Source organism: Streptomyces sp. NPDC058985 (assembly GCF_042740985.1).
GTDB lineage: Bacteria > Actinomycetota > Actinomycetes > Streptomycetales > Streptomycetaceae > Streptomyces.
Map to the genome: position 1 here is coordinate 66003 of NZ_JBHYJX010000003.1, position 24504 is coordinate 90506.

Sequence of the window (24504 nt, forward strand, 5' to 3'; positions counted from 1 at the left end):
CGCGCACCAGGCTCGCTGCCGAACCCATTCATCGTGGCCCGCCGGCCTCGGTCCAGAGAACCGGTCCCCGACTGGTCCTCGAGAATGGTCAAGGGCCGGTTTCGGATCTCTCCAAAACCGGCCCTGATCTGCGACTTTCTCAAGTCGGGACGACAGGATTTGAACCTGCGACCCCTTGACCCCCAGTCAAGTGCGCTACCAAGCTGCGCCACGTCCCGGTGCCCTCACGCGCGGTGCGACCGCGCGATCACGCGACAGCACCTTACCGCACCCACCGGGCCACGCCTAAGCGGGACCGGCGGGGGACAATCGGCCGTATGGACAGCACAGCATCGGACCGCCCGGCCGGCGCCCGCGACCGGGACGAGGAGGGGCGGGCGCGCAATGCCCGGCCGCGCGACGGGCTGGGGCGCCCGCTGCCGTACGGCGCGGACGGCGTCGCCCGTCAGCCGGAGGGCGTCGTACGGGCGCCGGACGCGACGGTCGCCGAGGCGCAGCGGCTGCTGGACGAGGGGAAGCCGTTCCACGCGCACGAGGTCTTCGAGGACGCCTGGAAGTCGGGCCCCGAGGAGGAGCGGCAGCTGTGGCGCGGGTTGGCCCAGCTGGCGGTGGGGCTCACGCACGCGGCCCGCGGCAACGGCACCGGCGGGGCAAGGCTGCTGCGGCGCGGGGCGGGCGCCGTGACGGAGTGGGCGGCGTCGGACGCCGGACGGGAACGGCCGTACGGGGTGGATCTCGGCGCGGTCGCCGGGTGGGCCGGGGGGCTGGCGCGGGACGTGGAGGACGGTGCGTCCGTGGACGCGGGGGCGCGGGCGCCGCGGCTGCGGGGCTGACCCGCGGGCGGCGGGCCGGCGGCGTACGGCAGACTCGTGGGGTGCGGAAGATTCATGTGATCGGTATCGGTGCGGGCGACCCCGACCAGCTGACCCTGCAGGCGGTCAGGGCGCTGCGGAGCACGGACGTGTTCTTCGTCCTGGGCAAGGGCGAGGTGAAGGACGACCTGGTGCGGCTGCGCCGGGACATGCTGGAGACGCACGTACCGGAGGGGACGTACCGGGTCGTCGAGGCCCGTGACCCGGAGCGGGACCGGAGCGCGGAGGGCGCGGCGTACTCCCCCGCCGTCGAGGACTGGCGCCTGGCCCGCGCCGGCATCTACGAACGGCTGATCGCCGAGGAGCTGGGCGAGGACGAGAGCGGCGCGTTCCTGGTGTGGGGCGATCCGTCGCTGTACGACAGCACGCTGGGCATCCTGGAGGAGGTCCTGGGGCGCGGCACGGTGGCGTTCGAGTACGACGTGGTGCCCGGCATCAGCAGCGTCTCGTCGCTGGCCGCCCGGCACCGGACGGGGCTGAACCGGGTGGCGCGGCCGGTGCAGATCACCACCGGGCGGCGGCTCGCGGAGGGCTTCCCCGAGGGCGTCGACGACGTCGTGGTGATGCTGGACGCCCACCAGACCTTCCGGCGGTACGCGGACCAGGACCTCGACATCTACTGGGGCGCCTACCTGGGCACCCCGGACGAGATCCTCGACTCGGGTCCGATCGCCGAGGCCGGCCCGCGCATCGAGCGGCTGCGCGCCGAGGCGCGGGAGCGCAAGGGCTGGATCATGGACACGTACCTGCTGCGGCGGCGCCCCAGAGCCTAGGCTCCGGCGTACCCGGGCGGACCGTCCCCGCATGCGTGGCCGCTGCACGGGTGTGATCGTGACCCCGTGACAGTCGCCGAGGAAGCGCCACGGACCGCCGCCGCCCAGCCGCCCGTGCTGGACCGGCGGCGTCGCAACGTCGTCTTCGTCACGATCATGCTCGGGCTGCTGCTGGCGGCCCTGGACCAGACGATCGTCGGCACCGCGCTGCCGACGATCGTGTCGGACCTGGGCGGCGCCTCGCACATGTCGTGGGTGGTGACGTCGTACCTGCTCGCGGAGACCGTGGCGACGGTGCTGGTCGGCAAGTTCGGCGACCTGTTCGGCCGCAAGGTGGTCTTCCAGGTCTCGGCGGTCGTCTTCATCACCGGGTCGTTCCTGTGCGGACTGGCGACCAGCATGCCGCTGCTGATCACCTGGCGGGCGATGCAGGGCATCGGCGCGGGCGGCCTGATGGTGACGGCGATGGCGCTGATCGCGGACGTCATCCCGCTGCGGGAGCGGGGCAAGTACCAGGGCGCCATCGGCGCGGTGTTCGGGGTCTCGACGGTCATCGGACCACTGCTGGGCGGGCTGTTCACCGACCACCTCTCGTGGCGCTGGGCGTTCTACGTCAACGTGCCCATCGCGATCGCCGTCGTGATCGCCGCGGCCCGCACCATCCCGGTGGTGAAGTCGGCCGTCCGGCCCGTCATCGACTACCTGGGCATCGCGCTGGTCGCGGTGGGCGCGAGCGCGCTGATCCTGGCCACCAGCTGGGGCGGCAACGAGTACGCGTGGGGCTCGGGCGTGATCCTGGGCCTGTTCGCGGGCGGGCTGGTCGCCCTCGCGCTGTTCTGCCTGGTGGAGCTGCGGGCGGCCGAACCGATGCTGCCGATGCGGCTGTTCGCCAACCCGGTGTTCACGGTCTGCTCGGTGCTGAGCTTCATCGTCGGCTTCGCGATGCTCGGCGCGCTGACATACCTGCCGACCTATCTCCAGTACGTCGACGGTGACTCGGCCACCGTCTCCGGGGTCCGCACGCTGCCGATGGTGGCGGGGCTGCTGATCGCCTCGGTCTTCAGCGGCAGCGTCGTCAGCCGGACGGGACGGTACCGGCTGTTCCCGATCGCGGGCACGCTGGTGATGGGCGTCGGCCTGTACCTGATGTCGCTGATGGACCCGTCGACCGGTGCCGTCCTGGAGTCGCTGTACATGTTCGTGCTGGGCACGGGCATCGGCCTGTCCATGCAGGTGCTGATCATCGCCGTGCAGAACACCGTCGACTACGCCGACCTCGGCACCGCGACCTCCGGCGTCACCTTCTTCCGCACGCTGGGCAGCTCCTTCGGTACGGCCGTGTTCGGCACCATCTACGTCAACGCCCTCGGCCCCAACCTGCGCGACGGCGTCGCCGAGGCCGCCCGCACCGGCGCCGCCGACCCGTCCGCGATCGGCCGGGCGGCGACCAGTCCGGAGGGCGTGCACGGACTGCCGTCGCAGGCCTCGGAACCGATCGTCGGGGCGTACGCGGACACCCTCCAGACGGTGTTCCTGTGGACGGTGCCGGTCGCGGCGGTCGGCTTTCTCGTGGCCCTGTTCCTCAAGCAGGTCCGGCTGCGCGACAGCGCCCGCGCGGGCTCGACGGACATGGGCGAGGGCTTCGCGTCCCCGCACGGCGCCGACAGCAGGCGCACCCTGGAGGCCAGCGTCGGGAGGATCCTCGGCGGTACGGAGCTGGACACCGCGCGCCGGATCATCGCGGACAGCGACACCCGGCTCGACGTCGCGGGCGCGTGGGCCGTGATGCAGGTCGAGCTGTTCACCCGCCTGGTCGGGCACGCCAGCCTCGGCCTGATCGCCGCGCGCCGCCGGCTGCCGCCCGAGGTGCTGCTGCCGGTCTTCGAGCGGATGGTCGAGGAGGGCTTCCTGACCCGGCACGGCTCCCTGCTCTCCCACACCGAGGCGGGCGCGCGCGAGGCCCTGGTCATCGGGCGGGCGTGGGCCACCTGGCTGGAGGGCCGGGTGGAGCAGGACATCGGCCGGCCCACCGGCACCGAGCTGCGCGCCGCCGTCGACGCCATCGCCAAGCGCCTGCTGGTCGAGGACCTGAGCAGCGGCCTGCCGCGGCGCCTCACGCCAGCAGGAGCTGCAGACCGCCCACGATCGTCGCCGCGATCACCAGACGCTCGAACAGGCGCTGGTTGATCCGGGACACCGCCCACTTGCCGAGGAACGCGCCGGGCACCACGAAGACGACCAGCGTGGCGTCGAGGAGCAGTGAGCGGCCGTCGATCAGGCCGAGGCCGGCGCTGAAGGGCACCTTGGAGACGTTGACGATCAGGAAGAAGAACGCCGACGTGCCCAGGAAGCCGAGCTTGCGGAAGCCGGCGGAGAGCAGGTACATCGACATCACCGGGCCGCCCGCGTTGGCGACCATCGTGGTGAAGCCGCCGAGGACGCCGTACGAACGGGCCTTGACCCGGCCGGCCCGCGAGGCCGTGCCGTCGCCCTCGGACGGGTCGGACGCGTCGGCCTGTCTCCGGCGCCACACCGTCACCCCGGCCATGAGCAGCAGGATCACGCCGATCGAGGTCCGGACGACCGCGTCGTCCGCCCAGACCAGGAACAGGGTGCCCACGGCTACGCCGACCCCCACGGCGGGGAACAGCCGCCACAGTGTGGGCCAGTGCGCGTGCCGCCGGTAGGTGAGGACGGCGAGGACGTCCCCGGCGATCAGGACGGGCAGCAGGATGCCGGTGGAGGCGCGGGCGGGCAGGACCGCGGCGAAGATCGCCAGACTGACCGTGTTGGCCCCGCTCACGGCGGTCTTGGAGAAGCCGACGAGCAGGGCCGCGAAGGCGAGGGCGGCGAACTCCCAGCCGGTGAGGTGCCAGAGCGTCATGGTGTCCATTGCGGCCACTGATGCTATGCGCACCCAACCGGTCCGCGTAAGCAGCGTCTCGCCAGTCGGTCCTTAGCGGGTCGGCGGTCCCTGGTGCTGGGCGTGGTCGGCGTACCGGGCCCGCAGTTCCCGCTTCAGCACCTTCATGCTCGGCCCGAGCGGCAGGGCGTCCGCGAACTCCACGCGGCGCGGGTACTTGTACCGGCCGAGGTGCCCCTTGGACCACTCGGTGATCCCGGCCGCGTCCGGCGTCGCGCCCGGCTCGGGGACGACGACGGCGCACACCTCCTCGCCGTGGAGTTCGTCCGGGAGGCCGATGACGGCGACCTGCGCGACGCCGGGGTGGCGCGTCAGCACCTCCTCGACCTCCCGCGGGTAGACGTTGTAGCCGCCCCGGATGATGACGTCCTTCTTGCGGTCGACGATGCGGAGGAAGCCCTCGTCGTCCTTGGTGCCGAGGTCCCCCGTGCGGAACCAGCCGTCGACCAGCGCCTCGGCAGTGGCCTCCGGGCGGCCGAGGTAGCCGGAGAAGACGTTGTGGCCGCGTACGACGACCTCGCCCAGCTCACCGGTCGGCAGCAGGACGACGCGGCCCTCGACGTCCGCGTCCGCGATCTCCACGTCCACGCCCCACAGCGGGTGGCCGATGGTGCCGGGCCTGGTCCCGAACACGGGCTGGTTCACGGCCGCCGCGGGCGAGGTCTCCGACAGCCCGTACCCCTCGTGGACGCGCGCGCCGAACGCCTCCTCGAACCGCTCCAGCACCGCCACCGGCAGCGAGGCTCCGCCGGAGACGCACACCCGCAGATCCGGCAGGGAGTCGGCGTCGCCCGCCGCGGCGGCGAGGGCGACGAACATGGTCGGCACCCCGTGGAAGGTGTTGACCTTCTCCTCGACCATCAGCTCGATCGCGCGCGCCGCGTCGAAGCGGGGCAGCAGGACGAGGGTGGCCCCCGCCCGCCAGGTCGAGTTGAGGGAGACGGTCTGACCGAAGGCGTGGAACAGCGGCAGCGCGCCGAGCGCGATGTCGTCGGGCCGGATGTCGTTGGCGTCGAAGGCGTTGACGGTCGCGTTCATCACCAGGTTGAAGTGGCTGAGCACCGCGCCCTTGGGGACACCGGTGGTGCCGCTGGTGTAGAAGACCACGGCCGGGTCGTCGGCGTCGCGGGTGACGTACGTGGGCAGCGGCTCGGCGTCGGCGGCGAGCTTGCCGAGCTCGTCGCCGAGGGTGATCACCCGTACGCCCGTCTCCCGCGCGGCGGCCGTGCCCGTCTCGGCCTGGGCGGGGTGGCACAGCAGCAGCGTGGCGCCGCTGTCGCGCAGCACGTGCTCGACCTCGGCGGCCGACAGCAGGAGGTGCACGGGCACGACGACGCCACCGGCGGCGGCGATCGCGTAGTACGCCTGCGGGAAGTCGGCGGTGTTCGGCGCCATCAGCGCGACCCGGTCCCCCGGCCGGACGCCGAGGCCGGTCAGCGCGCCGGCCTGCGCCCGCGCCCGCCGCCACACCTCGGCGAAGGAGAGCCGCAGGTCGCCCTCGACCAGCGCCTCCTTGTCGGGACGGCGCCGGGCGTTCTCGGCGAGGATGGCGGCGACGGAGAGGGTTGCCATGGGGTGTTGCTCCGTTTCTGCTGCGGCTCTGCGGAGAGATGCGACGTGCGTCCGGTCAGTGCCGTTCGACGAGCACCGCGCTGCCCTGCCCCACGCCGACGCACATGGTGGCCAGCCCGCGGGCCGCTCCCGTGCGGCGCATGCGGTGGAGCAGGGTGGTGAGGATGCGGGCGCCGGAGCAGCCGAGCGGGTGGCCCAGCGCGATGGCGCCGCCGGTGGGGTTGACCAGGCCGGGGTCGATCCCGAGCTGGTCGACGCAGGCGAGGGCCTGGGCGGCGAACGCCTCGTTGAACTCGGCCTCGGCCAGGTCGCCGGCGCTCCAGCCGGCCCGGGCGAGGACCTTGCGGGTGGCGGGGACCGGGCCGATGCCCATGACGTCCGGGTGGACGCCGGCCGAGCCGCCCGCGACGTAGCGGCCCAGCGACTCCAGACCCAGGTCGTTCAGGGCCTCCTCGCTGACCAGGAGGAGTCCGGCGGCGCCGTCGTTCATCGGGGAGGCGTTGCCCGCGGTGACCGTGCCGCCGGGGCGGAAGACGGGCTTGAGGCGGCCCAGCTTCTCCAGCGAGGTGTCCTCGCGGACGCATTCGTCGGCGTCGACGACCACGCCGTCGGGGCGCTCGACCGGGAGGATCTCGTCATCGAAGTACCCGTTCTTGCGGGCCTCGGCGGCGAGGTGGTGGCTGCGCAGGGCGAACTCGTCCTGGCGCTCGCGCGGGATGCCGTACCGCCCGGCGACCTCCTCGGCGGTCTCGCCCATCGCCAGCAGTCCGTGCAGGTCCTTCATCGCCGGGTTGACCAGGCGCCAGCCGAGCCGGGTGTCGACGGTCTCGATGCGGTGCGGCAGCGCCTCGTCGGGGCGGGGCAGCACGAAGGGGGCGCGGCTCATCGACTCGGAGCCGCCCGCGAGCACGACGTCCGCCTCGCCCGCGGCGACGGTGCGGGCGGCGGTGGTGACGGCCTCCAGGCCGGAGGCGCACAGCCGGTTGACGGTGGCGCCGGGGACGGACTCGGGCAGGCCCGCGAGGAGGGCGGCCATCCGGGCGACGTTGCGGTTGTCCTCGCCGGCCTGGTTGGCGGCGCCCCAGTACACGTCGTCGACGCGGGCGGGGTCGAGCGCGGGCACGTCGGCGACCAGGCCCCGGATCACTGCGGCGGCGAGGTCGTCGGGACGCACGGAGGACAGGGCACCGCGCAGCTTGCCGATCGGGGTGCGGCGGGCGGCCGCGAAGTGGACGGGACGCACGAGGGACTCCTGACCGTCGTCGCCCGGTCGCCGGACGGCACGCCGCCGGACGAGGGGCACACGACATTAATTAGCACTGCTAGTTTTGGACTATAGACCGCCGGACCGCTCCCTGGGAAGATCCTCCGGTGACCTTCACCGACGGAGCCGGAGGAGCCATGGCCGAGGCCCGCGCACACGACCTGACCGGAACACGGGGACGGATCACCGCCCGCGAGTGGCCCGCCGACCGGCCCAGGTACGTGGCGCTGCTGGTGCACGGCTACGGCGAGCACGTCGGGCGCTACGAGGAGGTGGCCGGTGTCCTGGCCGGACACGGCGCGGCGGTCTGGGGTCTCGACCACACCGGACACGGCCGGTCCGACGGCGAGCGGGTGCTGGTCGAGGACTTCGAGGACGTGGTCACCGACGTGCACTCGGTGGCCGCACGGGCCCGCGCCGCCCACCCGGACCTCCCGTTCGTCGTGATCGGCCACTCCATGGGCGGCCTGATCGCCTCCCGCTACGCGCAGCGCCACCCCGGCGGGCTGAGCGCGCTGGTGCTGTCCGGGCCGGTCATCGGCGACTGGGAGCTGCCGCGCCGGCTGCTCGCCCTGCCGGAGATCCCCGACATCCCGATCAGCCCGGCCTCGCTCTCCCGGGATCCGGCCGTCGGCGCGGCGTACGCGGCGGACCCGCTGGTCTGGCACGGCCCGATGAAGCGGCCGACCCTGGAGGCCTTCGTGCGGACCCTGGGGAAGGTGGCCGAGGCCGGAGATGTCGGCCCGCTGCCCCTGCTGTGGGTGCACGGGGACGACGACCGCCTGGTGCCGCTGCCGGGCAGCCGCCCGGGCGTCGAGGCGCTGAGCGGCGGCGACCTGACCGAGCGGATCTATCCGGGCGCCCGGCACGAGCTGTTCAACGAGACCAACCGCACCGAGGTCTTCGCCGACGTCACCCGCTTCCTGGACGGCGTGCTCGCCCGCTGACCGGGGCGCGTTTGCCCCTCCGCCCCTCGGGCACCCGCGCCTACGCACATACGCACGACGATCTGAGGGGCACCTCATGACCGACGCCCTCGAACTCGACGCGCTGTGGGAGGACTTCCACCGTGTCGTCAACATGACCTCCGCGGAACTCGCGGACTGGCTCCGGGTACGCGACTCCGGTGAGCTGACCGAGCCGCTGCCGGACGACGCGGGGCCGCCGCTCGGCCGGCACGTCCTGTCGATCCTCCAGAAGCGGCGCACCGACCTCACCGAGGAGAACCTGGGCGCGATGCGCGAGGTCGTGGACACCGTGACGGCGCAGGCCGACCTGGAGAACGAGCCCAGGTCCGACGACGCCGCGCTCCGGCACCGCCTGATGACGGTCGGGCACGACCCGCTGAAGCCCTAGCCGTGAGCCCCGGACAACGGGAGGTCGTGCGCGCGCTCGTCGAGGCGCACGGGCAGACGTACGCCGAGGAGGCGGGCATCCGGCTCAAGGACACCCCGCAGCCGCTGTACCGGCTGCTGGTCCTCTCCCATCTGCTGAGCGCCCGCATCCGCGGCTCGATCGCGGTGGCCACCGCGCGCGCCCTGTACGACGCGGGGCTGCGGAACCCGCGGCGCATGGCCGACGCCGACTGGCAGGAGCGGGTGGACGCCCTCGGCCGGGGCGGCTACCGGCGCTACGACGAGCGCACCGCCACCCAGCTCGGCGAGGCCGCCGCACTGCTGACCGAGCGGTGGGGCGGCGACCTGCGCCGCCTCCGCGAGGAGGCGGTCGGCGACCTCGCCGAAGTACGGCGGCTGCTCCGGGAGTTTCCCGGAGTGGGTCCGACCGGCGCGGACATCTTCCTGCGCGAGGCCCAGCTCGTCTGGCCGGAGGCGGGCCCCACCCTGGACCGAAAGGCCCTCCAGGGCGCGGAACGCCTCGGCCTGCCGTCCGACCCGGACCGGCTCCTCGGCCTCGCCGGGACGACGGAACCGGCCGTCCTCGCGGCCGCGCTGGTGCGCGCGGCGGTGGACAAGGACGTCGCCGAGGACACCCTGGAACGCGCGGGCTGAGCCCGGCCGCCCGGCCCCGGGTCAGGTCACCCGGACAGCCCCGTGCGCTGGTGGGCCCGCGGCCGCGGTGATGCGCTGAGGACACCGTTCCCGTCCCAGGAGGCATCCCGCGATGAGCCGTCGACCGTCCCGCCCCGCCCGCCTCGTGGCCGCCGCCCTGACGGCGGGCGCGCTGCTGACCGCCGCGGCCTGCTCGGACGACGCCGGCGGGTCGGACACCGCCGCGGAACGGGCGCGGTCGGCCTCCCCCGCCGCCGAGCGGGCCCCCGCGGCACAGCCCACCGGGTCCCCCAAGACCGCCCCCACCCTCACCGAGTCCGGCGCGAAGGCCGCGCTGCTCACGGAGGGCGACCTGGAGGGCGACTGGAACCAGGTCCAGGACGCCGACAAGTGGCGCGACCAGATGCTCGTCGGCGAGGTCGACGTGTCCGACTTCCTCACCGCCAGGACGGACGCCTCGGACTGCCAGGAACTCCTCGACGGGCTCTACGGCGAGAACCTGCTGGGCGAGCCGTCGGGGCCGTCGGCGGTCACCGGCTTCGAGCAGGGCGACTCCCGCCTCCTGGACCAGGTGGCCGGCTACGACCGCGGCGGACTGGACGAGCGCCTGGAGTGGATGGACTCCCTGCCCCAGAAGTGCGACCAGTTCACCGCGACCGACTCCGGGGGCGAGAAGCGCACGGTCCAGGTGACCGAGGCGTCGGTCCCGGAGGTGGGCGACGCCCGTGAGGGCCTGCGGGTGACCGTGCAGGGGTCCACCGGCGGCAACCCGGCCACGCTCAGCCTGGACGTGGCCGTCGTACGCGTCGGCACCTCCGCCCTGACCGTGACCGGCGGCGGCCTCGACGGCGACCAGGCCGACGCCGTCGAGCAGGGGGTGCGGCAGGGCACCGAGCGCCTGAAGACCGTCCTGGACGGCGGCACGCCCTCCCCGCAGCCCACCCCCATGACCTGACCCCGGCTCCCGCACCCGCTCCGCGCCCCCGCCCCGCGTACGCCGACACGGCGCGGGGCGGCGCCGTGTGCACGGATCCGGCGAAACCCGGACAGCGTGATCACCGGACGGCACAATGGTCGGCGGTGGACGGCGCACGCGCGAAGGAGCCCGAGACGTGAGCGAGAGCGACCCCGTACCCGGCGGGCGCCCGGGCGAGACCGAGCGGGCCACCGCGCTGAGTGGTGAGCTGTCCGGCCAGGGAGTGCACGGTGTCGTGCTGGCGTACGTCGACACGGCGGGGATCGCCCGGGTGAAGACCGTGCCCACCGCGCGGCTCGCCTCGGCCGCCGCGTGGGGCGTGGGCATGTCCCCGGTGTTCGACACCTTCCTGGCGGACGACTCGATCGTCGCCACGGACGTCCTCGGCTCCCCCGACGGCGACCTGCGCCTCCACCCCGACCTGGACCGGCTGACCGTGCTGGCGGCGCAGCCCGGCTGGGCGTGGGCGCCGGTCGACCGGATCACGCAGGAGGGCGGGCCGCACCCGGCGTGCGCGCGCACCGTCCTGCGCCGCACCGTCGGGCACGCCGCCGAGCGGTACGGCCTCCGGTTCAAGGCGGCGATCGAGATCGAGTGGTCGGTGGGCCGGGGAGACGCGGACGACGGCGCCTTCGTCCCGGCCGTGTCGGGGCCGGCGTACGGCGCCGCCCGCCAGATCGGGCTCAGCGACTGCGCGGCCGACCTGCTGGCGGCGCTCGCGGCCCAGGGCGTGGACGTGGAGCAGCTGCACCCCGAGTACGCGGCGGGGCAGTTCGAGGTCTCGGTGGGCGCTCTCGACCCGGTGGCGGCGGCCGACCGCAGCGTGCTGGTGCGGCAGACGATCCGGGCCGTGGCCCAGCGGCACGGGCTGCGGGTCTCCTTCGCCCCGGCGGTCCTCGGGCGGGGCGTCGGCAACGGCGGGCACCTCCACCTCTCCGCCTGGCGGGACGGGTCCAACCTGCACGCCGGCGGCACCGGCCGGTACGGCATGACCGCGGAGGCCGAGTCCTTCGTCGCCGGGGTGCTGGGCCACCTGCCGGCGCTCCTCGCGATGACCGCGCCGAGCCCGGCCAGCCATCTGCGGCTCCGCCCCTCGCAGTGGGCGGGCGTCTTCACCTCCTGGGGCCGGGAGACCCGGGAGGCGGCCCTGCGGATCGTCACCGGGAGCGCCGGGGAGCAGGGCCGGGCGGCGAACCTGGAGGTGAAGCCGGTCGACCTGGCCGCCAACCCGTATCTCGCGCTCGCCTCGGTGATCGCCGCCGGACTGGACGGACTGGCGTCGTCCGCGCCGCTGCCCGAGGAGATCACCGGCGACCCCGCCCGGCTGGACCCCGCCGACGCGGTGGCCCGGGGGGTGCGCCGGCTGCCGGTCTCCCTCGCCGAGTCGGTGGCGGCGTTCCGCGCGGACGACGTGCTGCGGACCGCGCTGGGGCCGGTCCTGGCCGACGCGGTGACCGCCGTACGGCAGGGGGAGATCGACGCGGTTGCCGGGCTCGACGACGACCGGGTGGCGGCGGCCTACCGCTGGAAGTACTGACATGGCCGGCGGCCCCGTCCACGAGAGCCTCGCCGCGCTGGAGCTGGTGGACCACCACTGCCACGGCGCCGTCACCGGCGACCTGGACCGCGAGGGCTTCGAGTCCCTCCTCACCGAGGGCGAACGATGGCCCGGCGTGTCCCCCTTCGACAGCCCCGTCGGCATCGCCGTGCGCCGTCACTGCGCTCCCCTGCTGGACCTGGAGCGCCACGCGCCCCCGGACGTCTACCTGGCCCGGCGGTCCGAACTGGGCGCGGCAGAGGTGAACCGGCGGTTCCTGCGGGCCGCGGGTACGGGCGTGTTCTGCGTGGACACGGGCTACGCCCCGGACCGGGTGACCGGGCCGGCCGAGCTGGCGCGCGCCGCGGACGCCACGGCGTACGAAGTGGTGCGGCTCGAGCAGGTCGCGGAGGCGGTGGCGGCGGGCGGTGTCGAGCCGGACGCGTACGCGGAGGCGTTCCGCTCGGCCGCGTGGGAGGCGGTACGACGGCCGGGCGTGGTGGCCGTCAAGTCGGTGGCGGCCTACCGGACGGGCTTCGGCCTGGACCCGGCCCGTCCCTCACCCGAGGAGGTCACGGGGGCGGCGCGGCGGTGGCTCGCGCGCGGCGGCCGGCTCGACGACCCGGTGCTCGTCCGTCACCTGCTGTGGACCGCGGTGGACCTCGGCCGGCCCCTCCAGCTGCACACCGGCTTCGGCGACGCCGACATCCGCATGCACCGCGTGGACCCGACCCTGCTGACCGACTGGCTGCACCTGACCGCCGGCACCATCCCCGTCCTGCTGCTGCACTGCTGGCCCTACCAGCGCCAGGCGGCGTACCTCTCGGCGGTCTTCGAGCGCGTGTACCTGGACGTCGGCCTCACCCTGCACCACGTCGGCCCCGCGCGGGCCCGCGCGATCCTGGCGGAGGCGACGGAGATCACCCCGTTCCGGAAGCTGCTGTACAGCTCCGACGCCTATGGTGTGGCCGAGTTCCATCACCTCGGGGCGGTCGCGTTCCGGCGGGGGCTGGCGGGGCTGCTCCAGGAGCGGCTGGACGCCGACGAACTGGCTCTTCCGGACGCGCTGCGCCTCGCGCGCTGGGCGGGCCGGGACAACGCCCGCCGGGTCTACCGGCTGCCCGGGGGCCCGATGGACGACGGCTGAGCGGCGTGGGACCGGTCACAGTCCCGGAGCGCCGCCCGGGAAGCAGGAACGGCTGAAAGTATGATCAAGCGATGTCTGACATGACCGAAACCACGCCGGGCTGGCTGACGACCGACGAGCTGGAGATGGCACGTGCCCGCATGCCGATCCTGTACGTCGAGGCGGTGCCCGTCCGCGTCGACGACAGCGGCGAAGTCACCAGCGTCGGCCTGCTCCTGCGCATCGGCCCGGACGGGACGGTCAGCCGGACGCTGGTCTCCGGCCGGGTGCTCCACCACGAGCGGGTCCGGGACGCCCTCCTGCGCCACCTGGAGAAGGACCTGGGCCCGGTGGCGCTGCCCCGGGTGCCGTCCTCGCTCCAGCCGTTCACGGTGGCCGAGTACTTCCCGACGCACGGGGTGACGCCGTACCACGACCCCCGGCAGCACGCGGTCTCCCTGGCCTACGTGGTGCCGGTCACCGGTGACTGCCGGCCCCGGCAGGACGCGCTGGACCTGGTCTGGTTCGACCCGCGCGAAGCCCTGTCGGAGGCGGTGCGCGGCGAGATGCCGGGCGGGCACGGGGTGCTGCTGAAGCAGGCGCTGGCGCATGTGGGCTGCGTGGACTGAGGCGCGGGTGGCGGCGCGCGGCCGCCACCTCGCCCGCACGCGAAGAGGGCCTTCGCGGACTGCTGTCCGCGAAGGCCCTTCGCCGTGTCGGGACGACAGGATTTGAACCTGCGACCCCTTGACCCCCAGTCAAGTGCGCTACCAAGCTGCGCCACGTCCCGTTGCCCGTCTGACCTGGGGTTTCCCCCGGCCGAACGCGCAGGAAAACCATACCGCACTCGGGCCCGTGGTCGCGCATCGCTTTTCCGGGGCGGGCACCGCGGTCAGCACTTCTCGGCCCGGGACGGCTGGGCCTTCCGCGCCGCCCGTCCCGAGCCGGCCGCGGCCGCGTCGACCCGGACCAGGCCGCGCACCGCCGGTATCAACAGCAGGGCCGCGCAGACGGCGAAGCTGGTCGCGCCGGAGACGAGCAGCACGTGGTCGGCGCCCAGGGCCGATGCGGCGGGCCCGGCGAGGGCCTGGCCGACGGGCATCATCGCCAGCGAGCCCGCGACGTCGTAGGCGTGGATGCGGTTGAGCACGTCGGGCGGCACCTGGGTCTGCACGCTGGTCGCCCACATCACGCCCCAGAAGGACATCCCGGCCCCGGCGACGGCGGCGCCCGCGGCCATCGCGGGGACGTCGAGCCCGGCGCCGACGCTCGCCGGGAAGGCGGCGAAGCCGACGAGGGCGATCGCCCCGGCGCGGAGCATGCGGCGGGGCCGCAGCCGCAGCGCGACGAGGCCGCCGACGACGGTGCCGGCGCCGAGGGCGGAGTTGACCAGGCCGTAGGCGCGTGCGCCGTGCTCCTGGACCACCTCGGTGGCCACGAGGGGGACCGTCGGGCCCCAGACGGCGATCATGTAGACGCACCAGACGGCGATGACGCCCCACAGCCACCTGCGGGAGCGGAACTCGTGCCAGCCCTCGACGAGGTCGGCGCGGAAGGCCTTCGTCCGCGGGCCGGTCGCGGTCCGGCCGCCCGGCGCGAGCGGGGGGAGCCGGAGGAGCAGCAGGCACCCGGCGCTGACCGCGTACGTGGTGGCGTGGGCGGCGAAGACCCCGCCGGGTGAGGCGAAGCCGACCAGGAGGCCGGCCACGGCGGGACCGGCGAGCTGGGCGGCGGACTCGGCGACGCGTATCGCGCCGTTCGCGCCCTGGATGTCGGCGGCCAGGCGGGGCACGGTGCTGGCGACGCCGGGCTGGAAGACGGCGCTCGCGACACCGTTGACGAACCCGATGGCGCAGATCTGCCAGAGCACGACGTGTCCGGAGAAGAAGAGGACGGCGGCCAGCGCCTGGGTGCCGAGCCGCACCAGGTCCGCGCCGATCATCAGCCTGCGCGTGCTGAAGCGGTCCGCGAGGACTCCGCCGAAGACGACCAGTCCGGCGAAGGCGGCGGCGGTCGAGGCCATGGCGAGGCCGACCGCGCCCGCCCCGTACCCGTGCTGCAGCAGACCGGCGGCGAGCGCGACGGGCAGCATGGTGTCGCCCAGCCTGGCGACGGCCCGCGCGGCGAAGAACAGCGCGAAGTCCCGCGACCAGACGGCTCGCGCCGCCGTCGCCCCCTCGTGCGTGGACTGCGAGGCCGTCCCGGCCATCCCGCGCTCCCCTCCCCGGCCGCGCCGTACGTCCGACAGCCGGAGCCCCCTCCGGCCCCGGCTGCCACGCGTGTCCCCGGATCATGCCACGGGCCACCGACAGCGCCCGAGGGATTTTCTAGCTCCCGGCCGGCAGCCCCAGTCGTGGATGGGCCTCCAGGAGGCGGGTCGGGGCCGCCTGGCGCCAGGAGTCGGCGAGGATGTCGCGGAGTTCGTCCTCGCCCTCCAGGGCCGCGAGCCGGGCCCGGACCCAGGCGAACTGCGCCTCGTGAGCGGCGATCCAGAACTTCCCGGGCTCGGCCAGCACCAGTTCGTCGCGCTCCTCCTTGGGGCAGCGCACCGCGATGGAGGTCTCGTCCTCGGGCAGCGTGGCGAACATCTTCCCCGCGACCCGAAACGTGGGCATGCTCCAGGCGATCTTCTCCGTGGTGTCCGGCAGGGACAGGGCGACACGGCGTACGTCTTCTGCGTCCGGCATGCCAGGCACGCTATCGGCCGCCACTGACAATCACCCGGCGGCGAAGGGGCCGCCGATCTGCTTGTAGTAGATGGTCGTCGGCCGCAGCTCGCCGCCCGGGTCCGCCGCGTAGCCGGGGATGGTGCCGGTCCGGGTCCACCCGGCGGAGCGGTAGAGGTGTTCGGCGGGGCTGCCGGTCTCGGTGTCCAGGTGGAGCAGGGTGAGGCCGGCCGCGGCGGCCGACTCCTCGGCGGCCGCCAGCAGCCTCCGTCCCACGCCCCGGCCGCGGACCGACCGGGCGACCATGAACTTGACCAGCTCGGCGCGGTGGCGGCTGTTGGGCTTGTCGGGCAGGGCGAGGCTCACGGTCCCGCACACCCGCTCCCCCTCGTGCGCCACCCAGACGGCCAGCTCCCCGGCGGCCACCGCGCGGACCCGGGCCCGCCACCACGCGAGCGCCGGGCCGCGTTCCAGCGGCGCGAGGAAGCCGACCGACGCGCCGCCGTCCACGACGTCGGTCAGCAGGTCCGCCAACTCCTCCAGCAGCGCGGTCAGCCGGCGCTCGTCGACACGACTGACGATCACGGCAGCACCACCGCCAGCACGTAGCGCGTCTCCTCCGGGCCCGCGCAGCGGAACCTGGTCGGCCCCCACACCCGCATCCGCAGGCAGTCCCCGGTGCCGAGGTGGTGCGCGACGTCCTGGGCGGTCACCTCCAGCGCGCCGCCCAGCACCCAGACGTGCTGTTCCAGGCCGGGGACGGGCGGCCGGTCGTAGGCGATGTCGGCGCCGGGGGCGAGCCGTCCCTCGACCAGTTCGCCGCGCAGTGCGGCGTGCGGCGGGGAGACCGAGCGGCGCACGAAGCCGGCGGTCCTGTCCTCCCACCGGGGCTGCTCAGCCGCCCGTACCAGCAGCGCCGGCTCCCCCTCGACCTCGCCGAGCAGCCGCGACATGGTCCGGCCGTAGACCGCGCACAGGCGGTTCAGCTGGGCGGCGGTGGGGCTGGTCTCGGCGCGCTCGGCCCGCGACAGCGTGGACCGGCTCACTCCGCTGCGCTCCGCCAGCTCCCCCAGCGACCAGCCGTGCTCGGCCCGCAGTTCGGCGAGCCGGGCGGCGAGCCGGGCGTCCACGGGGTCGGGAGCCCCGTCGTCACCTCTGTCGTCGTCTCTCATATCAGGGACGCTATCCCGGATATGAGACAGGCACGTTACGGAAGCCTCACGCCCGGGCCACCTCGTCGAGCGCGTCAAGCACCGGCCGGATCAGCGGGTGCTCCTCGGCCCCCCGGCGTACGGCCGCGAAGACCCGGCGGGTGGGCGCGACCCCGTCGACCGGGCGGACGACCACGCCGGTGAGGTCGGTGCCGTGCAGCGCCGAGCGCGGGACCAGCGCGACACCCGCGTCGGCCGCGGCGAGCGAGACCACCGCGCGGAAGTCGTCCGAGGAGTGCTCCATGCGGGGCTGGAAGCCGGCGCTCTCGCAGGCCAGCACGACGACGTCGTGGCACGGGTTGCCCGGGTAGGGGCCGATCCAGGGGTCCTTGGCCAGCTCCGCGAGCGGGACCTCGTCGGCACCGGCGAGGCGGTGGGCCACCGGGACGACGGCGTCGAAGGGCTCGGCGTACAGCGGGACGTGGGTCAGCCGCGGGTCGTCGGCGGGCGGTGCCCCGCGGTACTCGACGGCGACGGCCACGTCGACCTGCCGGTCCAGGACCATCGGCAGGCTGGCGTCGCCCTCGGCGTCCTGGACGCGGATGCGGATGCCGGGCGCGGTCTCGGCGAGGCGGGCCAGCGCGGGCGCGACCACCAGGGCGATGCCGGTCGCGAAGGAGGCGACGGTGACGGTGCCGGCGGCGCCCGAACCGTAGGCGGCGAGTTCGGCCTCGGCCCGCTCCAGCTGGGCGAGGACGGCGTTGGTGTGGCTCAGCAAGATCTCGCCCGCCGGGGTCAGCCGTACGCCCTTGGCGCCGCGCTCGACCAGGCGGTGGCCGGTCTCCTGCTCCAGGGCGGCCAGCTGCTGGGAGACCGCGGAAGGGGTGAGGTACAGCGCGGCGGCAGCCGCCGTCACGGTGCGGTGGTCCGCCACCGCTCGGAGGATGTGCAGCCGCCGCGCTTCGATCACGGGATCGATTCTCTCAGGTCACCGGCGTTTCACGCGGCGAGCTGCTCCCGGGCCGCGACGAAGGCGTCCACCGCGCGGTTCACGTCGGCCGTGGAGTGCGCGGCGGAGAGCTGGACGCGGATGCGGGCTTGTCCCTGCGGCACGACCGGGTACGAGAAGCCGATCACGTAGACGCCGCGCTCAAGGAGCAGCTCGGCCATGCGGCCGGCCTCGGAGGCGTCGCCGATCATCACCGGGGCGATGGCGTGGTCGCCGGGGAGGATGTCGAAGCCCTCCTCGGTCATCCGGCTCCGGAAGAGGGCGGTGTTCTCGGCGAGCCGGACGCGCAGGTCGTCGGCCGACTCCAGCAGGTCGAGGACCTTCAGGGAGGCGGCGGCGATGACCGGGGCCAGGGTGTTGGAGAAGAGGTAGGGGCGGGACCGCTGGCGCAGCAGGGCGACGATCTCGGCGCGGGCGGCGACGTAGCCGCCGGAGGCGCCGCCGAGGGCCTTGCCGAGGGTGCCGGTGATGATGTCGACGCGGTCCATGACGCCGTGCAGCTCGGGGGTGCCGCGGCCGCCGGGGCCGACGAAGCCCACGGCGTGCGAGTCGTCGACCATGACCATGGCGTCGTAGCGGTCGGCGAGGTCGCAGATCTCGTCGAGGGGGGCGACGTAGCCGTCCATCGAGAAGACGCCGTCGGTGACGATCAGCTTGCGCCGGGCGTCGCCGGCCGCCTTGAGCTGCGCCTCCAGGTCGGCCATGTCGCGGTTGGCGTAGCGCAGGCGCTTCGCCTTGCTGAGGCGGATGCCGTCGATGATCGAGGCGTGGTTGAGGGCGTCGGAGATCACCGCGTCCTCGGGGCCGAGCAGGGTCTCGAAGACGCCGCCGTTGGCGTCGAAGCAGGAGGAGTAGAGGATCGTGTCCTCCTGGCCGAGGAACGCGGAGAGTCGGCCCTCCAGTTCCTTGTGCACCTCCTGGGTGCCGCAGATGAAGCGGACGGAGGCCATGCCGTAGCCCCAGCGGTCCAGCGCCTCGTGGGCGGCGGCGACGACCTCGGGGTGGTCGGCGAGGCCGAGGTAGTTGTTGGCGCAGAAGTTGAGGACCTCGCCGGGGCGGCCGCCCGCGGTGACGTTCACCGTCGCCGACTGGGGGGTGCCGATCACGCGCTCGGGCTTGTGCAGTCCGGCGGCGCGGATCTCGTCGAGGGTGGTGCGCAGGTCGTCGCGCACGGAGTCGAACATCTCAGAAGCTCCTAGGATCCTGGGAAAGCAGGTGACTTACGCGGTCCAGTCGAGGATGACCTTGCCGCCCCGGCCGCTCGCGGCGTCGGCGAACGCGGCCTCGAAGTCGCGGTGGGAGTAGCGGCCGGTGATCACGGGGGCGAGGTCGAGGCCGCCTTCGAGCAGCACCGACATGGCGTACCAGGTCTCGAACATCTCGCGGCCGTAGATGCCCTTGACGGTGATCATCGAGGTGACGATCCGCGCCCAGTCGACGGGGAACTCCTCGGCGGGCAGGCCGAGCATGGCGATCCGGCCGCCGTGCGTCATGTTGGCGATCATGTCGCGCATGGCCTCGGGGCGGCCGGACATCTCCAGGCCGATGTCGAAGCCCTCGCGCAGGCCGAGTTCGCGCTGCCCGTCGGCGATGGTGGCCTGTGAGACGTCCAGGGCGAGACTCACCCCGACCTTGAGCGCCAGGTCCAGGCGTTCCTTGCTGACGTCGGTGATCACGACGTTGCGTGCCCCGGCGTGCCGGGCGACGGCGGCGGCCATCAGGCCGATCGGTCCGGCGCCGGTGATCAGTACGTCCTCGCCGACCAGCGGGAAGGACAGAGCGGTGTGCACGGCGTTGCCGAACGGGTCGAAGATCGCGGCGACGTCGAGGTCGACGGGGACGCGGTGCACCCAGACGTTGCCGGCGGGCAGGGCGACGTACTCGGCGAACGCCCCGTCGCGGCCGACGCCGAGCCCGACGGTGGCGCGGCACAGGTGGCGCCGGCCGGCCAGGCAGTTGCGGCACTTGCCGCACACCAGGTGGCCCTCGCCGCTGACCCGGTCGCCGGCCTTGATCTCGGTGACGTCCCGGCCGGTCTCGACGACCTCGCCGACGAACTCGTGCCCGACGACGAGCGGGGTGCGGATGGCCTGCTGCGCCCAGCCGTCCCAGGCCCGGATGTGCAGGTCGGTGCCGCAGATGCCGGTGCGCAGCACCTTGATGAGGACGTCACCGGGTCCCACGACGGGCTCGGGCACGTCCGCGAGCCACAGACCGGGCTCCGCCTTCTCCTTGACCAGCGCCTTCAACGCTACGGCTCCTGACGGGTGAGACCCCGGGACCGCGCACGCCGAAGCGGCCCGCGTCCGGGGAGGGGAGGGGGATCGCACTGCAATCTGCCGTACGACACCACCCCGGGTCCATCGAGCCTTTCTTAAGCCCGGCCGCAGCTTTCCTTCACGCCGTCCGCCCGCCGTCCCGCGTTCTCACAGCGGGAGCCCGTCCTCGGCGCTGCGCTCGATGCGGCGGACGAGGTCGGCCGCCGTCGACTTGATCGTCGCCAGGCCCGCCGTGCCCCAGGTCCGGGGCCGTACGTCGGCGGCGGAGACCGTGCCCAGGACGGTGCCCGTGCTGTCGATGAGCGGGGCACCGAGGTAGGAGCGGATGCCGAACTCGTCGACGACCGGGTTGCCGGCGAAGCGCGGGTAGTCGCGTACGTCCTCCAGGACGAGGGCCTTGCCCCGGACCACCACGTGCGGGCAGAAGCCGTGGTCGCGGGGCTGGACGCGGCCGAACTCCGGGCTGGTCCCGTCCCCCCGGGTCACCGGAGGGATGTCGGGGACCCGCAGGCCCGCGAAGAACTGCCCGCCCTCGACCAGGAAGTTGACCATCCCGTACGGGGCCTCGGCGAGGCCGGCGAGGTGCGCGGCGAAGGTGTCGAGCGCGGGGTCGGGGCGTTCCACCAGACCGAGCAGGCGCAGCCGTCGTACCCGGGCGGGGGCCTCCCGGTCCTCGGGGGTGAGCAGCAGGCGTCCGGCCGGGCGCGGCGGGTCGTAGGTCATGGGCGGGCTCCGGCGCCGTACCCCGTGGTGGGGGCCGGCGTGTGGGCGATGAGATGGCGTACGAGGGTGAGCAGGGTCTGCACACCGGAGCTGGAGATCCGGGCGTCGCAGCGGACGATGGGGATCTCGGGGTGCAGGTCCATGGCGGCGCGCACCTCCTCGGGGTCGTAGCGGTGGGAGCCGTCGAACTCGTTGATCGCGACGACGAAGCCGAGGCCGCGTTCCTCGAAGAAGTCGACGGCGGCGAAGGACTCCTCCAGCCGGCGGGTGTCGGCGATGATCACGGCCCCGAGCGCGCCCTCGCACAGCTCGTCCCACATGAACCAGAAGCGTTCCTGGCCGGGTGTGCCGAACAGGTACAGGACGTGCGCGGGGTCGAGGGTGATGCGGCCGAAGTCCATGGCCACGGTCGTTTCGAGTTTGTTCTCGATTCCGTCGAGGTTGTCGGTCGCGGCGCTGACCGTGGTGAGCAGTTCCTCCGTGCTCAGCGGCGCGATCTCGCTGACTGCGCCGACGAAGGTCGTCTTGCCGACTCCGAATCCGCCCGCCACGAGGATCTTCAGGGCGGTGGGGAACGGGTCGGCGCCTTCGCCGTGGACGTGGTCAGAGCTGTCGTCGTAGTCCATCGAGCACTGCCTCCAGAAGGGCCCGGTCCGTGGGGTTGTGGTGGAACGCGGCGGGGGGTTTGGTGGTCAGCGCGCCGCAGTCGACGAGGTCCGAGAGCAGCACCTTGGTGACCGCCACCGGCAGCCGCAGGTGCGCGGCGAGTTCGGCGACGGGGAGCGGCGCCCGGCACAGGTCGAGTACCTGCGTGTGCTCGGGTCCGAGGTAGCCGAGGGGGGTCGTCCCCGTGGCCATCACCTGGGACATCAGGTCGAGCGCGACGGTGGGCCGGGTACGGCCGTTGCTGACGGTGAAGGGGCGCACCAGCCGTCCGGCGGCGTCGTCGAGCCAGGGCCCGTCGCCGGCCGCGGCCACCCTCAAGGCCTCATCGCCGGTGGTTCGACGGCGTGCTGCCGGGGCGCGGTGGCCAGGTAGGGGCGGACGCTCTTGACCAGCATGGCCATCTCGTAGCCGAGCACGGCGGCGTCGGCCTCCCGGCCGGCCAGGACGGCGAGGCAGGTGCCGGATCCGGCGGTGGTGACGAAGAGCAGCGTCGAGTCGAGTTCGACGACGACCTGCCGCACGTCCCCGCCGTCGCCGAAGCGGACACCGGCGCTGCGGCCGAGGGAGTACAGGCCGGAGGCCAGGGCCGCCATGTGGTCGGCGCTGTCGGCGTCGAGACCGTGGACGGACTTCACCAGGCCGTCGCAGGACAGGAGCACCGCGCTGCTCGTGTGCGGGACGCGCTGCACGAGGCCGCTCATCAGCCAGTCGAGGTCGGACACTTGGCCGGTCGGCGCATCGCTCGCCATGGTGGATCGACTCCTTGGGGTACGAAGATCTGTGGGGGCGTTCATCCGGACTGCTCCCGGGGGGTCGGCTCCAGGTGCGGTGCGGCCTGGTGGGGTGGCGCGGTGGGGGCGGGCGCGGTGGGGGCGGGCGCCGTGGGGACGGGCGCCGTGGGGACGGAGTCCGTGCGGACCGGCTCCAGGGAGGCCGGCTCCCGGTGCTGCTGCGCCTCGGCGAGGCCCATGCCCCGCTGGAAGGCCGCCATCAGGCCGGGGTCGTGACCGGTGTACCGCTCGGGTTCCTGGCGCGGTGCCGGGCCGCCGCGCAGTTGGGGTGCGAGGTGCTCCTGGGCGCGGCGGCGGGGCAGCTGGGGTTTGCCCATGGTGCCGCGCACCGCGCTGTGGCGCGGGACGGGCGGGGTGGCCGCGTGTTCGGCGATGACACCGCGCTCGTCGGGGCGTACGCCGGGGACGGCGGCGGCCGGGGTGGGCCGGTTCTGCCGCGTACCGCGCACGGGCAGCGGCAGGGGTTCACCTTCGGCGGCGGTGCGGCCCCGGGTGGGGCGGGGCACCGCGGGCGCGGTCGTGGAGGGTGCGACGGCGGCCTGCGCGGCGGTCGTCGGCGCCGCAGCGGGGGTGGCGGGGGCCGCAGCGGGGGTGGCGGGGGGCGCAGCGGGGGTGGCGGGGGGCGCCGGAACCGTCGGTGCCGTGGGCGGTGGCTGGTGCCGGGGCGGCGGCAGGGGGACCGGTCCGGCGGCGGCCGCCTCCGCTGGCCGGGCCGTGCCGCCGGGGGGCCGGCCGGGTTCCGTGCCCAGCAGAGCCTGCGGGACGACCAGTACGGCCTGGACACCGCCGTAGATGTTGGTCTGCAGCCGGACGGTGATGCCGTGCCGCTTGGCGAGCTGGGAGACGACGAACAGGCCGATGCGGCCGTCCGCCAGCAGGTGGGCGACGTTGACCTGGTCGGGGTCGGCGAGCAGGGCGTTCATCCGGGCCTGCTCGGCGGTGGGCATCCCGAGTCCGCGGTCCTCGACCTCGACGGCGAGGCCGGAGGTGACGAGGCTGGCCCGCATCAGCACCTGGGTCTGCGGGGCGGAGAACAGGGTGGCGTTCTCGACGAGTTCGGCCAGCAGGTGGATGACGTCGGCGACGGCGTGGCCGCGCAGGGTGCCGTCGATCGGCGGCACCAGGCGGACCCGGGAGTACTGCTCGACCTCGGCGATGGCCGAGCGGAGCACCTCGGTCATGTCCACCGGGTTGCTCCACTGCCGGCGGGAGACGGCGCCGCCGAGCACGGCGAGGTTCTCCGCGTGGCGGCGGATGCGGGTGGCGAGGTGGTCGACGTGGAAGAGGCCCTTGAGGAGGTCGGGGTCCTCGATCTCGTTCTCCAGCTCGTCCAGGATGGAGATCTCGCGGTGCACCAGCGACTGGAGGCGCCGGGCGAGGTTGACGAAGACCTCCAGCTTCTGTTCGCTGCCCGCCTGGCTGGAGAGCTGGGCGGCCCGGACGACGGCGCTGACGGCGCCGTCGTGGGCGCGGGAGAGGTCGGCGGCGAGCAGTTCGAAGTCGTCGGCGTCGGCGGGCGGCCCGCCGCGTGGTTTGCGCCGGGGCGGCGGCTCGCCGCGGCGCAGCGCCTCGACCACGGCACGCAGGTCGCCCTCCTGGCGTGCGGTGCCGCGGCGCAGCGCGCCGACGCGTTCGTGCACGGAGCGGGCGGCGCGGTCGGCTGCGACGGCGGCGATGGCGACGGCCGCGGCGGTCACCGAGACGGCGCCGGCGACGACGGCCCACAGAACGGGGCCGGGGCGGATGCCGGTGGAGCGGACGGTGAACAGGACGACCGCACAGCCGCTGAGGGCCACCGCGACCGGCGGCAGCACGGCGAGACGCAGGAGTTGGGGCCGTATGTGGGTCTCGGGCAGCGCGGGGGCGGTGCGGGTGGCCGGCCGGCCGTGCCGCCCGCCCTCGCGGCGGTCTGCTCGCGCGGCCGGGGCGCGGAGGTGAGACATCGGGGTCCTCGTACTGGTCCGTCGGTCTGGGTGCTCGCGCGTGGTGACGGAAGTGCCACGCGGGCAGGCGACGGCACGCGGGCACGCGTCGTCGCTGCGTCGACCGACCGGACCGGGGGACCCGGCCCTACGTCGCCCGACGGACACTGACAGTAGTCGCCTGGCCCTCATGTGCGGTGGGCAGTTGCCAAAGTCCCCCGGGTAACGTCCTGCTCTGGTATGAG

25 protein-coding genes and 2 tRNA genes are annotated in these 24504 nt (G+C 74.1%); 10 read left to right on the top strand and 17 right to left on the bottom strand.

The annotated features are described in order from the left end of the window. Nucleotides 1-144 precede the first annotated feature (144 nt). A tRNA-Pro gene (locus ACFW01_RS03370) sits at nucleotides 145-218 on the bottom strand. Nucleotides 219-317: 99 nt separating this feature from the next. On the opposite strand from ACFW01_RS03370, the gene ACFW01_RS03375 reads away from it, so the two are divergent. The 3 genes from ACFW01_RS03375 to ACFW01_RS03385 all read left to right on the top strand — a co-directional run bounded on the left by ACFW01_RS03375 (nucleotide 318) and on the right by ACFW01_RS03385 (nucleotide 3832). Continuing rightward, nucleotides 318-833: a DUF309 domain-containing protein gene (locus tag ACFW01_RS03375; RefSeq protein WP_234960423.1), complete on the top strand. Its 516-nt coding sequence runs from the start codon at nucleotides 318-320 to the stop codon at nucleotides 831-833. Nucleotides 834-874: 41 nt separating this feature from the next. Continuing rightward, entirely contained in the window at nucleotides 875-1645 is a 771-nt protein-coding gene (gene cobF / locus ACFW01_RS03380) for a precorrin-6A synthase (deacetylating) (protein ID WP_234960422.1), read from the top strand. 66 nt (nucleotides 1646-1711) lie between these two features. Beyond that, on the top strand, nucleotides 1712-3832 hold the full coding sequence (locus ACFW01_RS03385) for an MDR family MFS transporter (protein WP_384502269.1): 2121 nt from the start codon (nucleotides 1712-1714) through the stop codon (nucleotides 3830-3832). On the opposite strand, the gene ACFW01_RS03390 is transcribed toward ACFW01_RS03385, so the two are convergent. The 3 genes from ACFW01_RS03390 to ACFW01_RS03400 form a co-directional block, all read right to left on the bottom strand. Then, nucleotides 3759-4538 carry a sulfite exporter TauE/SafE family protein gene (locus ACFW01_RS03390; protein WP_384502270.1) on the bottom strand — a complete coding sequence of 260 codons (780 nt, stop codon included), beginning with the start codon at nucleotides 4536-4538 and terminating at the stop codon, nucleotides 3759-3761. The genes ACFW01_RS03385 and ACFW01_RS03390 overlap by 74 nt on opposite strands. Nucleotides 4539-4601: 63 nt before the next feature. Further along, nucleotides 4602-6140 (bottom strand): long-chain fatty acid--CoA ligase, encoded by a 1539-nt coding sequence (locus ACFW01_RS03395; RefSeq protein ID WP_384502271.1) that lies wholly within the window; start codon nucleotides 6138-6140, stop codon nucleotides 4602-4604. Between the two features lie 55 nt (nucleotides 6141-6195). Then, a complete protein-coding gene (locus ACFW01_RS03400; protein ID WP_384502272.1) occupies nucleotides 6196-7383 on the bottom strand; it encodes a thiolase family protein in 1188 nt (395 codons plus the stop codon). A gap of 158 nt (nucleotides 7384-7541) precedes the next feature. Here ACFW01_RS03400 and ACFW01_RS03405 point away from each other — a divergent pair, with 158 nt between their 5' ends. The 7 genes from ACFW01_RS03405 (at nucleotide 7542) to ACFW01_RS03435 (ending at nucleotide 13681) form a co-directional block, all read left to right on the top strand. Further along, on the top strand, nucleotides 7542-8351 hold the full coding sequence (locus ACFW01_RS03405; protein ID WP_384502344.1) for an alpha/beta hydrolase: 810 nt from the start codon (nucleotides 7542-7544) through the stop codon (nucleotides 8349-8351). Between the two features lie 76 nt (nucleotides 8352-8427). Next, a complete protein-coding gene (locus ACFW01_RS03410) occupies nucleotides 8428-8760 on the top strand; it encodes a DUF3140 domain-containing protein (protein ID WP_384502273.1) in 333 nt (110 codons plus the stop codon). Nucleotides 8761-8762: 2 nt separating this feature from the next. Continuing rightward, on the top strand, nucleotides 8763-9413 hold the full coding sequence (locus ACFW01_RS03415; protein ID WP_384502274.1) for an endonuclease: 651 nt from the start codon (nucleotides 8763-8765) through the stop codon (nucleotides 9411-9413). Nucleotides 9414-9525: 112 nt separating this feature from the next. Next, nucleotides 9526-10368 (top strand): hypothetical protein, encoded by an 843-nt coding sequence (locus tag ACFW01_RS03420; protein ID WP_384502275.1) that lies wholly within the window; start codon nucleotides 9526-9528, stop codon nucleotides 10366-10368. Nucleotides 10369-10525: 157 nt separating this feature from the next. Then, a complete protein-coding gene (locus tag ACFW01_RS03425) occupies nucleotides 10526-11926 on the top strand; it encodes a glutamine synthetase (RefSeq protein ID WP_384502276.1) in 1401 nt (466 codons plus the stop codon). A 1-nt stretch (nucleotide 11927) separates the two neighbouring features. Further along, nucleotides 11928-13073 (top strand): amidohydrolase family protein, encoded by a 1146-nt coding sequence (locus ACFW01_RS03430; RefSeq protein ID WP_234960409.1) that lies wholly within the window; start codon nucleotides 11928-11930, stop codon nucleotides 13071-13073. A gap of 80 nt (nucleotides 13074-13153) precedes the next feature. Beyond that, a complete protein-coding gene (locus ACFW01_RS03435) occupies nucleotides 13154-13681 on the top strand; it encodes an NUDIX hydrolase family protein (protein ID WP_181849552.1) in 528 nt (175 codons plus the stop codon). 87 nt (nucleotides 13682-13768) lie between these two features. Here ACFW01_RS03435 and ACFW01_RS03440 read toward each other — a convergent pair. From ACFW01_RS03440 to ACFW01_RS03500, 13 genes are all read right to left on the bottom strand, one after another. Beyond that, a tRNA-Pro gene (locus tag ACFW01_RS03440) sits at nucleotides 13769-13842 on the bottom strand. Between the two features lie 102 nt (nucleotides 13843-13944). Then, a complete protein-coding gene (locus ACFW01_RS03445; protein ID WP_234960407.1) occupies nucleotides 13945-15261 on the bottom strand; it encodes an MFS transporter in 1317 nt (438 codons plus the stop codon). A gap of 118 nt (nucleotides 15262-15379) precedes the next feature. Further along, nucleotides 15380-15739, bottom strand: a complete 360-nt coding sequence (locus ACFW01_RS03450; protein WP_234960405.1) for an MmcQ/YjbR family DNA-binding protein — start codon at nucleotides 15737-15739, stop codon at nucleotides 15380-15382. Between the two features lie 30 nt (nucleotides 15740-15769). Further along, nucleotides 15770-16303: a GNAT family N-acetyltransferase gene (locus ACFW01_RS03455; RefSeq protein WP_234960403.1), complete on the bottom strand. Its 534-nt coding sequence runs from the start codon at nucleotides 16301-16303 to the stop codon at nucleotides 15770-15772. Further along, on the bottom strand, nucleotides 16300-16890 hold the full coding sequence (locus ACFW01_RS03460; RefSeq protein ID WP_234960401.1) for an XRE family transcriptional regulator: 591 nt from the start codon (nucleotides 16888-16890) through the stop codon (nucleotides 16300-16302). The genes ACFW01_RS03455 and ACFW01_RS03460 overlap by 4 nt, the downstream gene beginning before the upstream one ends. A gap of 46 nt (nucleotides 16891-16936) precedes the next feature. Beyond that, nucleotides 16937-17839, bottom strand: a complete 903-nt coding sequence (locus ACFW01_RS03465; RefSeq protein ID WP_234960399.1) for a LysR family transcriptional regulator — start codon at nucleotides 17837-17839, stop codon at nucleotides 16937-16939. A gap of 29 nt (nucleotides 17840-17868) precedes the next feature. After that, a complete protein-coding gene (locus tag ACFW01_RS03470) occupies nucleotides 17869-19062 on the bottom strand; it encodes a glycine C-acetyltransferase (RefSeq protein WP_234960397.1) in 1194 nt (397 codons plus the stop codon). Nucleotides 19063-19098: 36 nt separating this feature from the next. Beyond that, nucleotides 19099-20127 carry an L-threonine 3-dehydrogenase gene (tdh, locus tag ACFW01_RS03475; protein WP_161332604.1) on the bottom strand — a complete coding sequence of 343 codons (1029 nt, stop codon included), beginning with the start codon at nucleotides 20125-20127 and terminating at the stop codon, nucleotides 19099-19101. A gap of 177 nt (nucleotides 20128-20304) precedes the next feature. Then, nucleotides 20305-20880 (bottom strand): GAF domain-containing protein, encoded by a 576-nt coding sequence (locus ACFW01_RS03480; protein ID WP_234960395.1) that lies wholly within the window; start codon nucleotides 20878-20880, stop codon nucleotides 20305-20307. Further along, complete coding sequence (locus tag ACFW01_RS03485) at nucleotides 20877-21506, bottom strand: ATP/GTP-binding protein (protein ID WP_161332606.1); 630 nt, start codon at nucleotides 21504-21506, stop codon at nucleotides 20877-20879. The genes ACFW01_RS03480 and ACFW01_RS03485 overlap by 4 nt, the downstream gene beginning before the upstream one ends. Next, entirely contained in the window at nucleotides 21484-21858 is a 375-nt protein-coding gene (locus tag ACFW01_RS03490) for a DUF742 domain-containing protein (protein WP_161332607.1), read from the bottom strand. The genes ACFW01_RS03485 and ACFW01_RS03490 overlap by 23 nt, the downstream gene beginning before the upstream one ends. Nucleotides 21859-21860: 2 nt before the next feature. Then, the gene (locus ACFW01_RS03495; protein WP_122616453.1) at nucleotides 21861-22295 is read right to left on the bottom strand and encodes a roadblock/LC7 domain-containing protein; all 435 of its coding nucleotides are present in this window, start codon (nucleotides 22293-22295) and stop codon (nucleotides 21861-21863) included. Nucleotides 22296-22336: 41 nt separating this feature from the next. Next, entirely contained in the window at nucleotides 22337-24280 is a 1944-nt protein-coding gene (locus ACFW01_RS03500) for a sensor histidine kinase (RefSeq protein ID WP_384502277.1), read from the bottom strand. Nucleotides 24281-24504 lie beyond the last annotated feature (224 nt).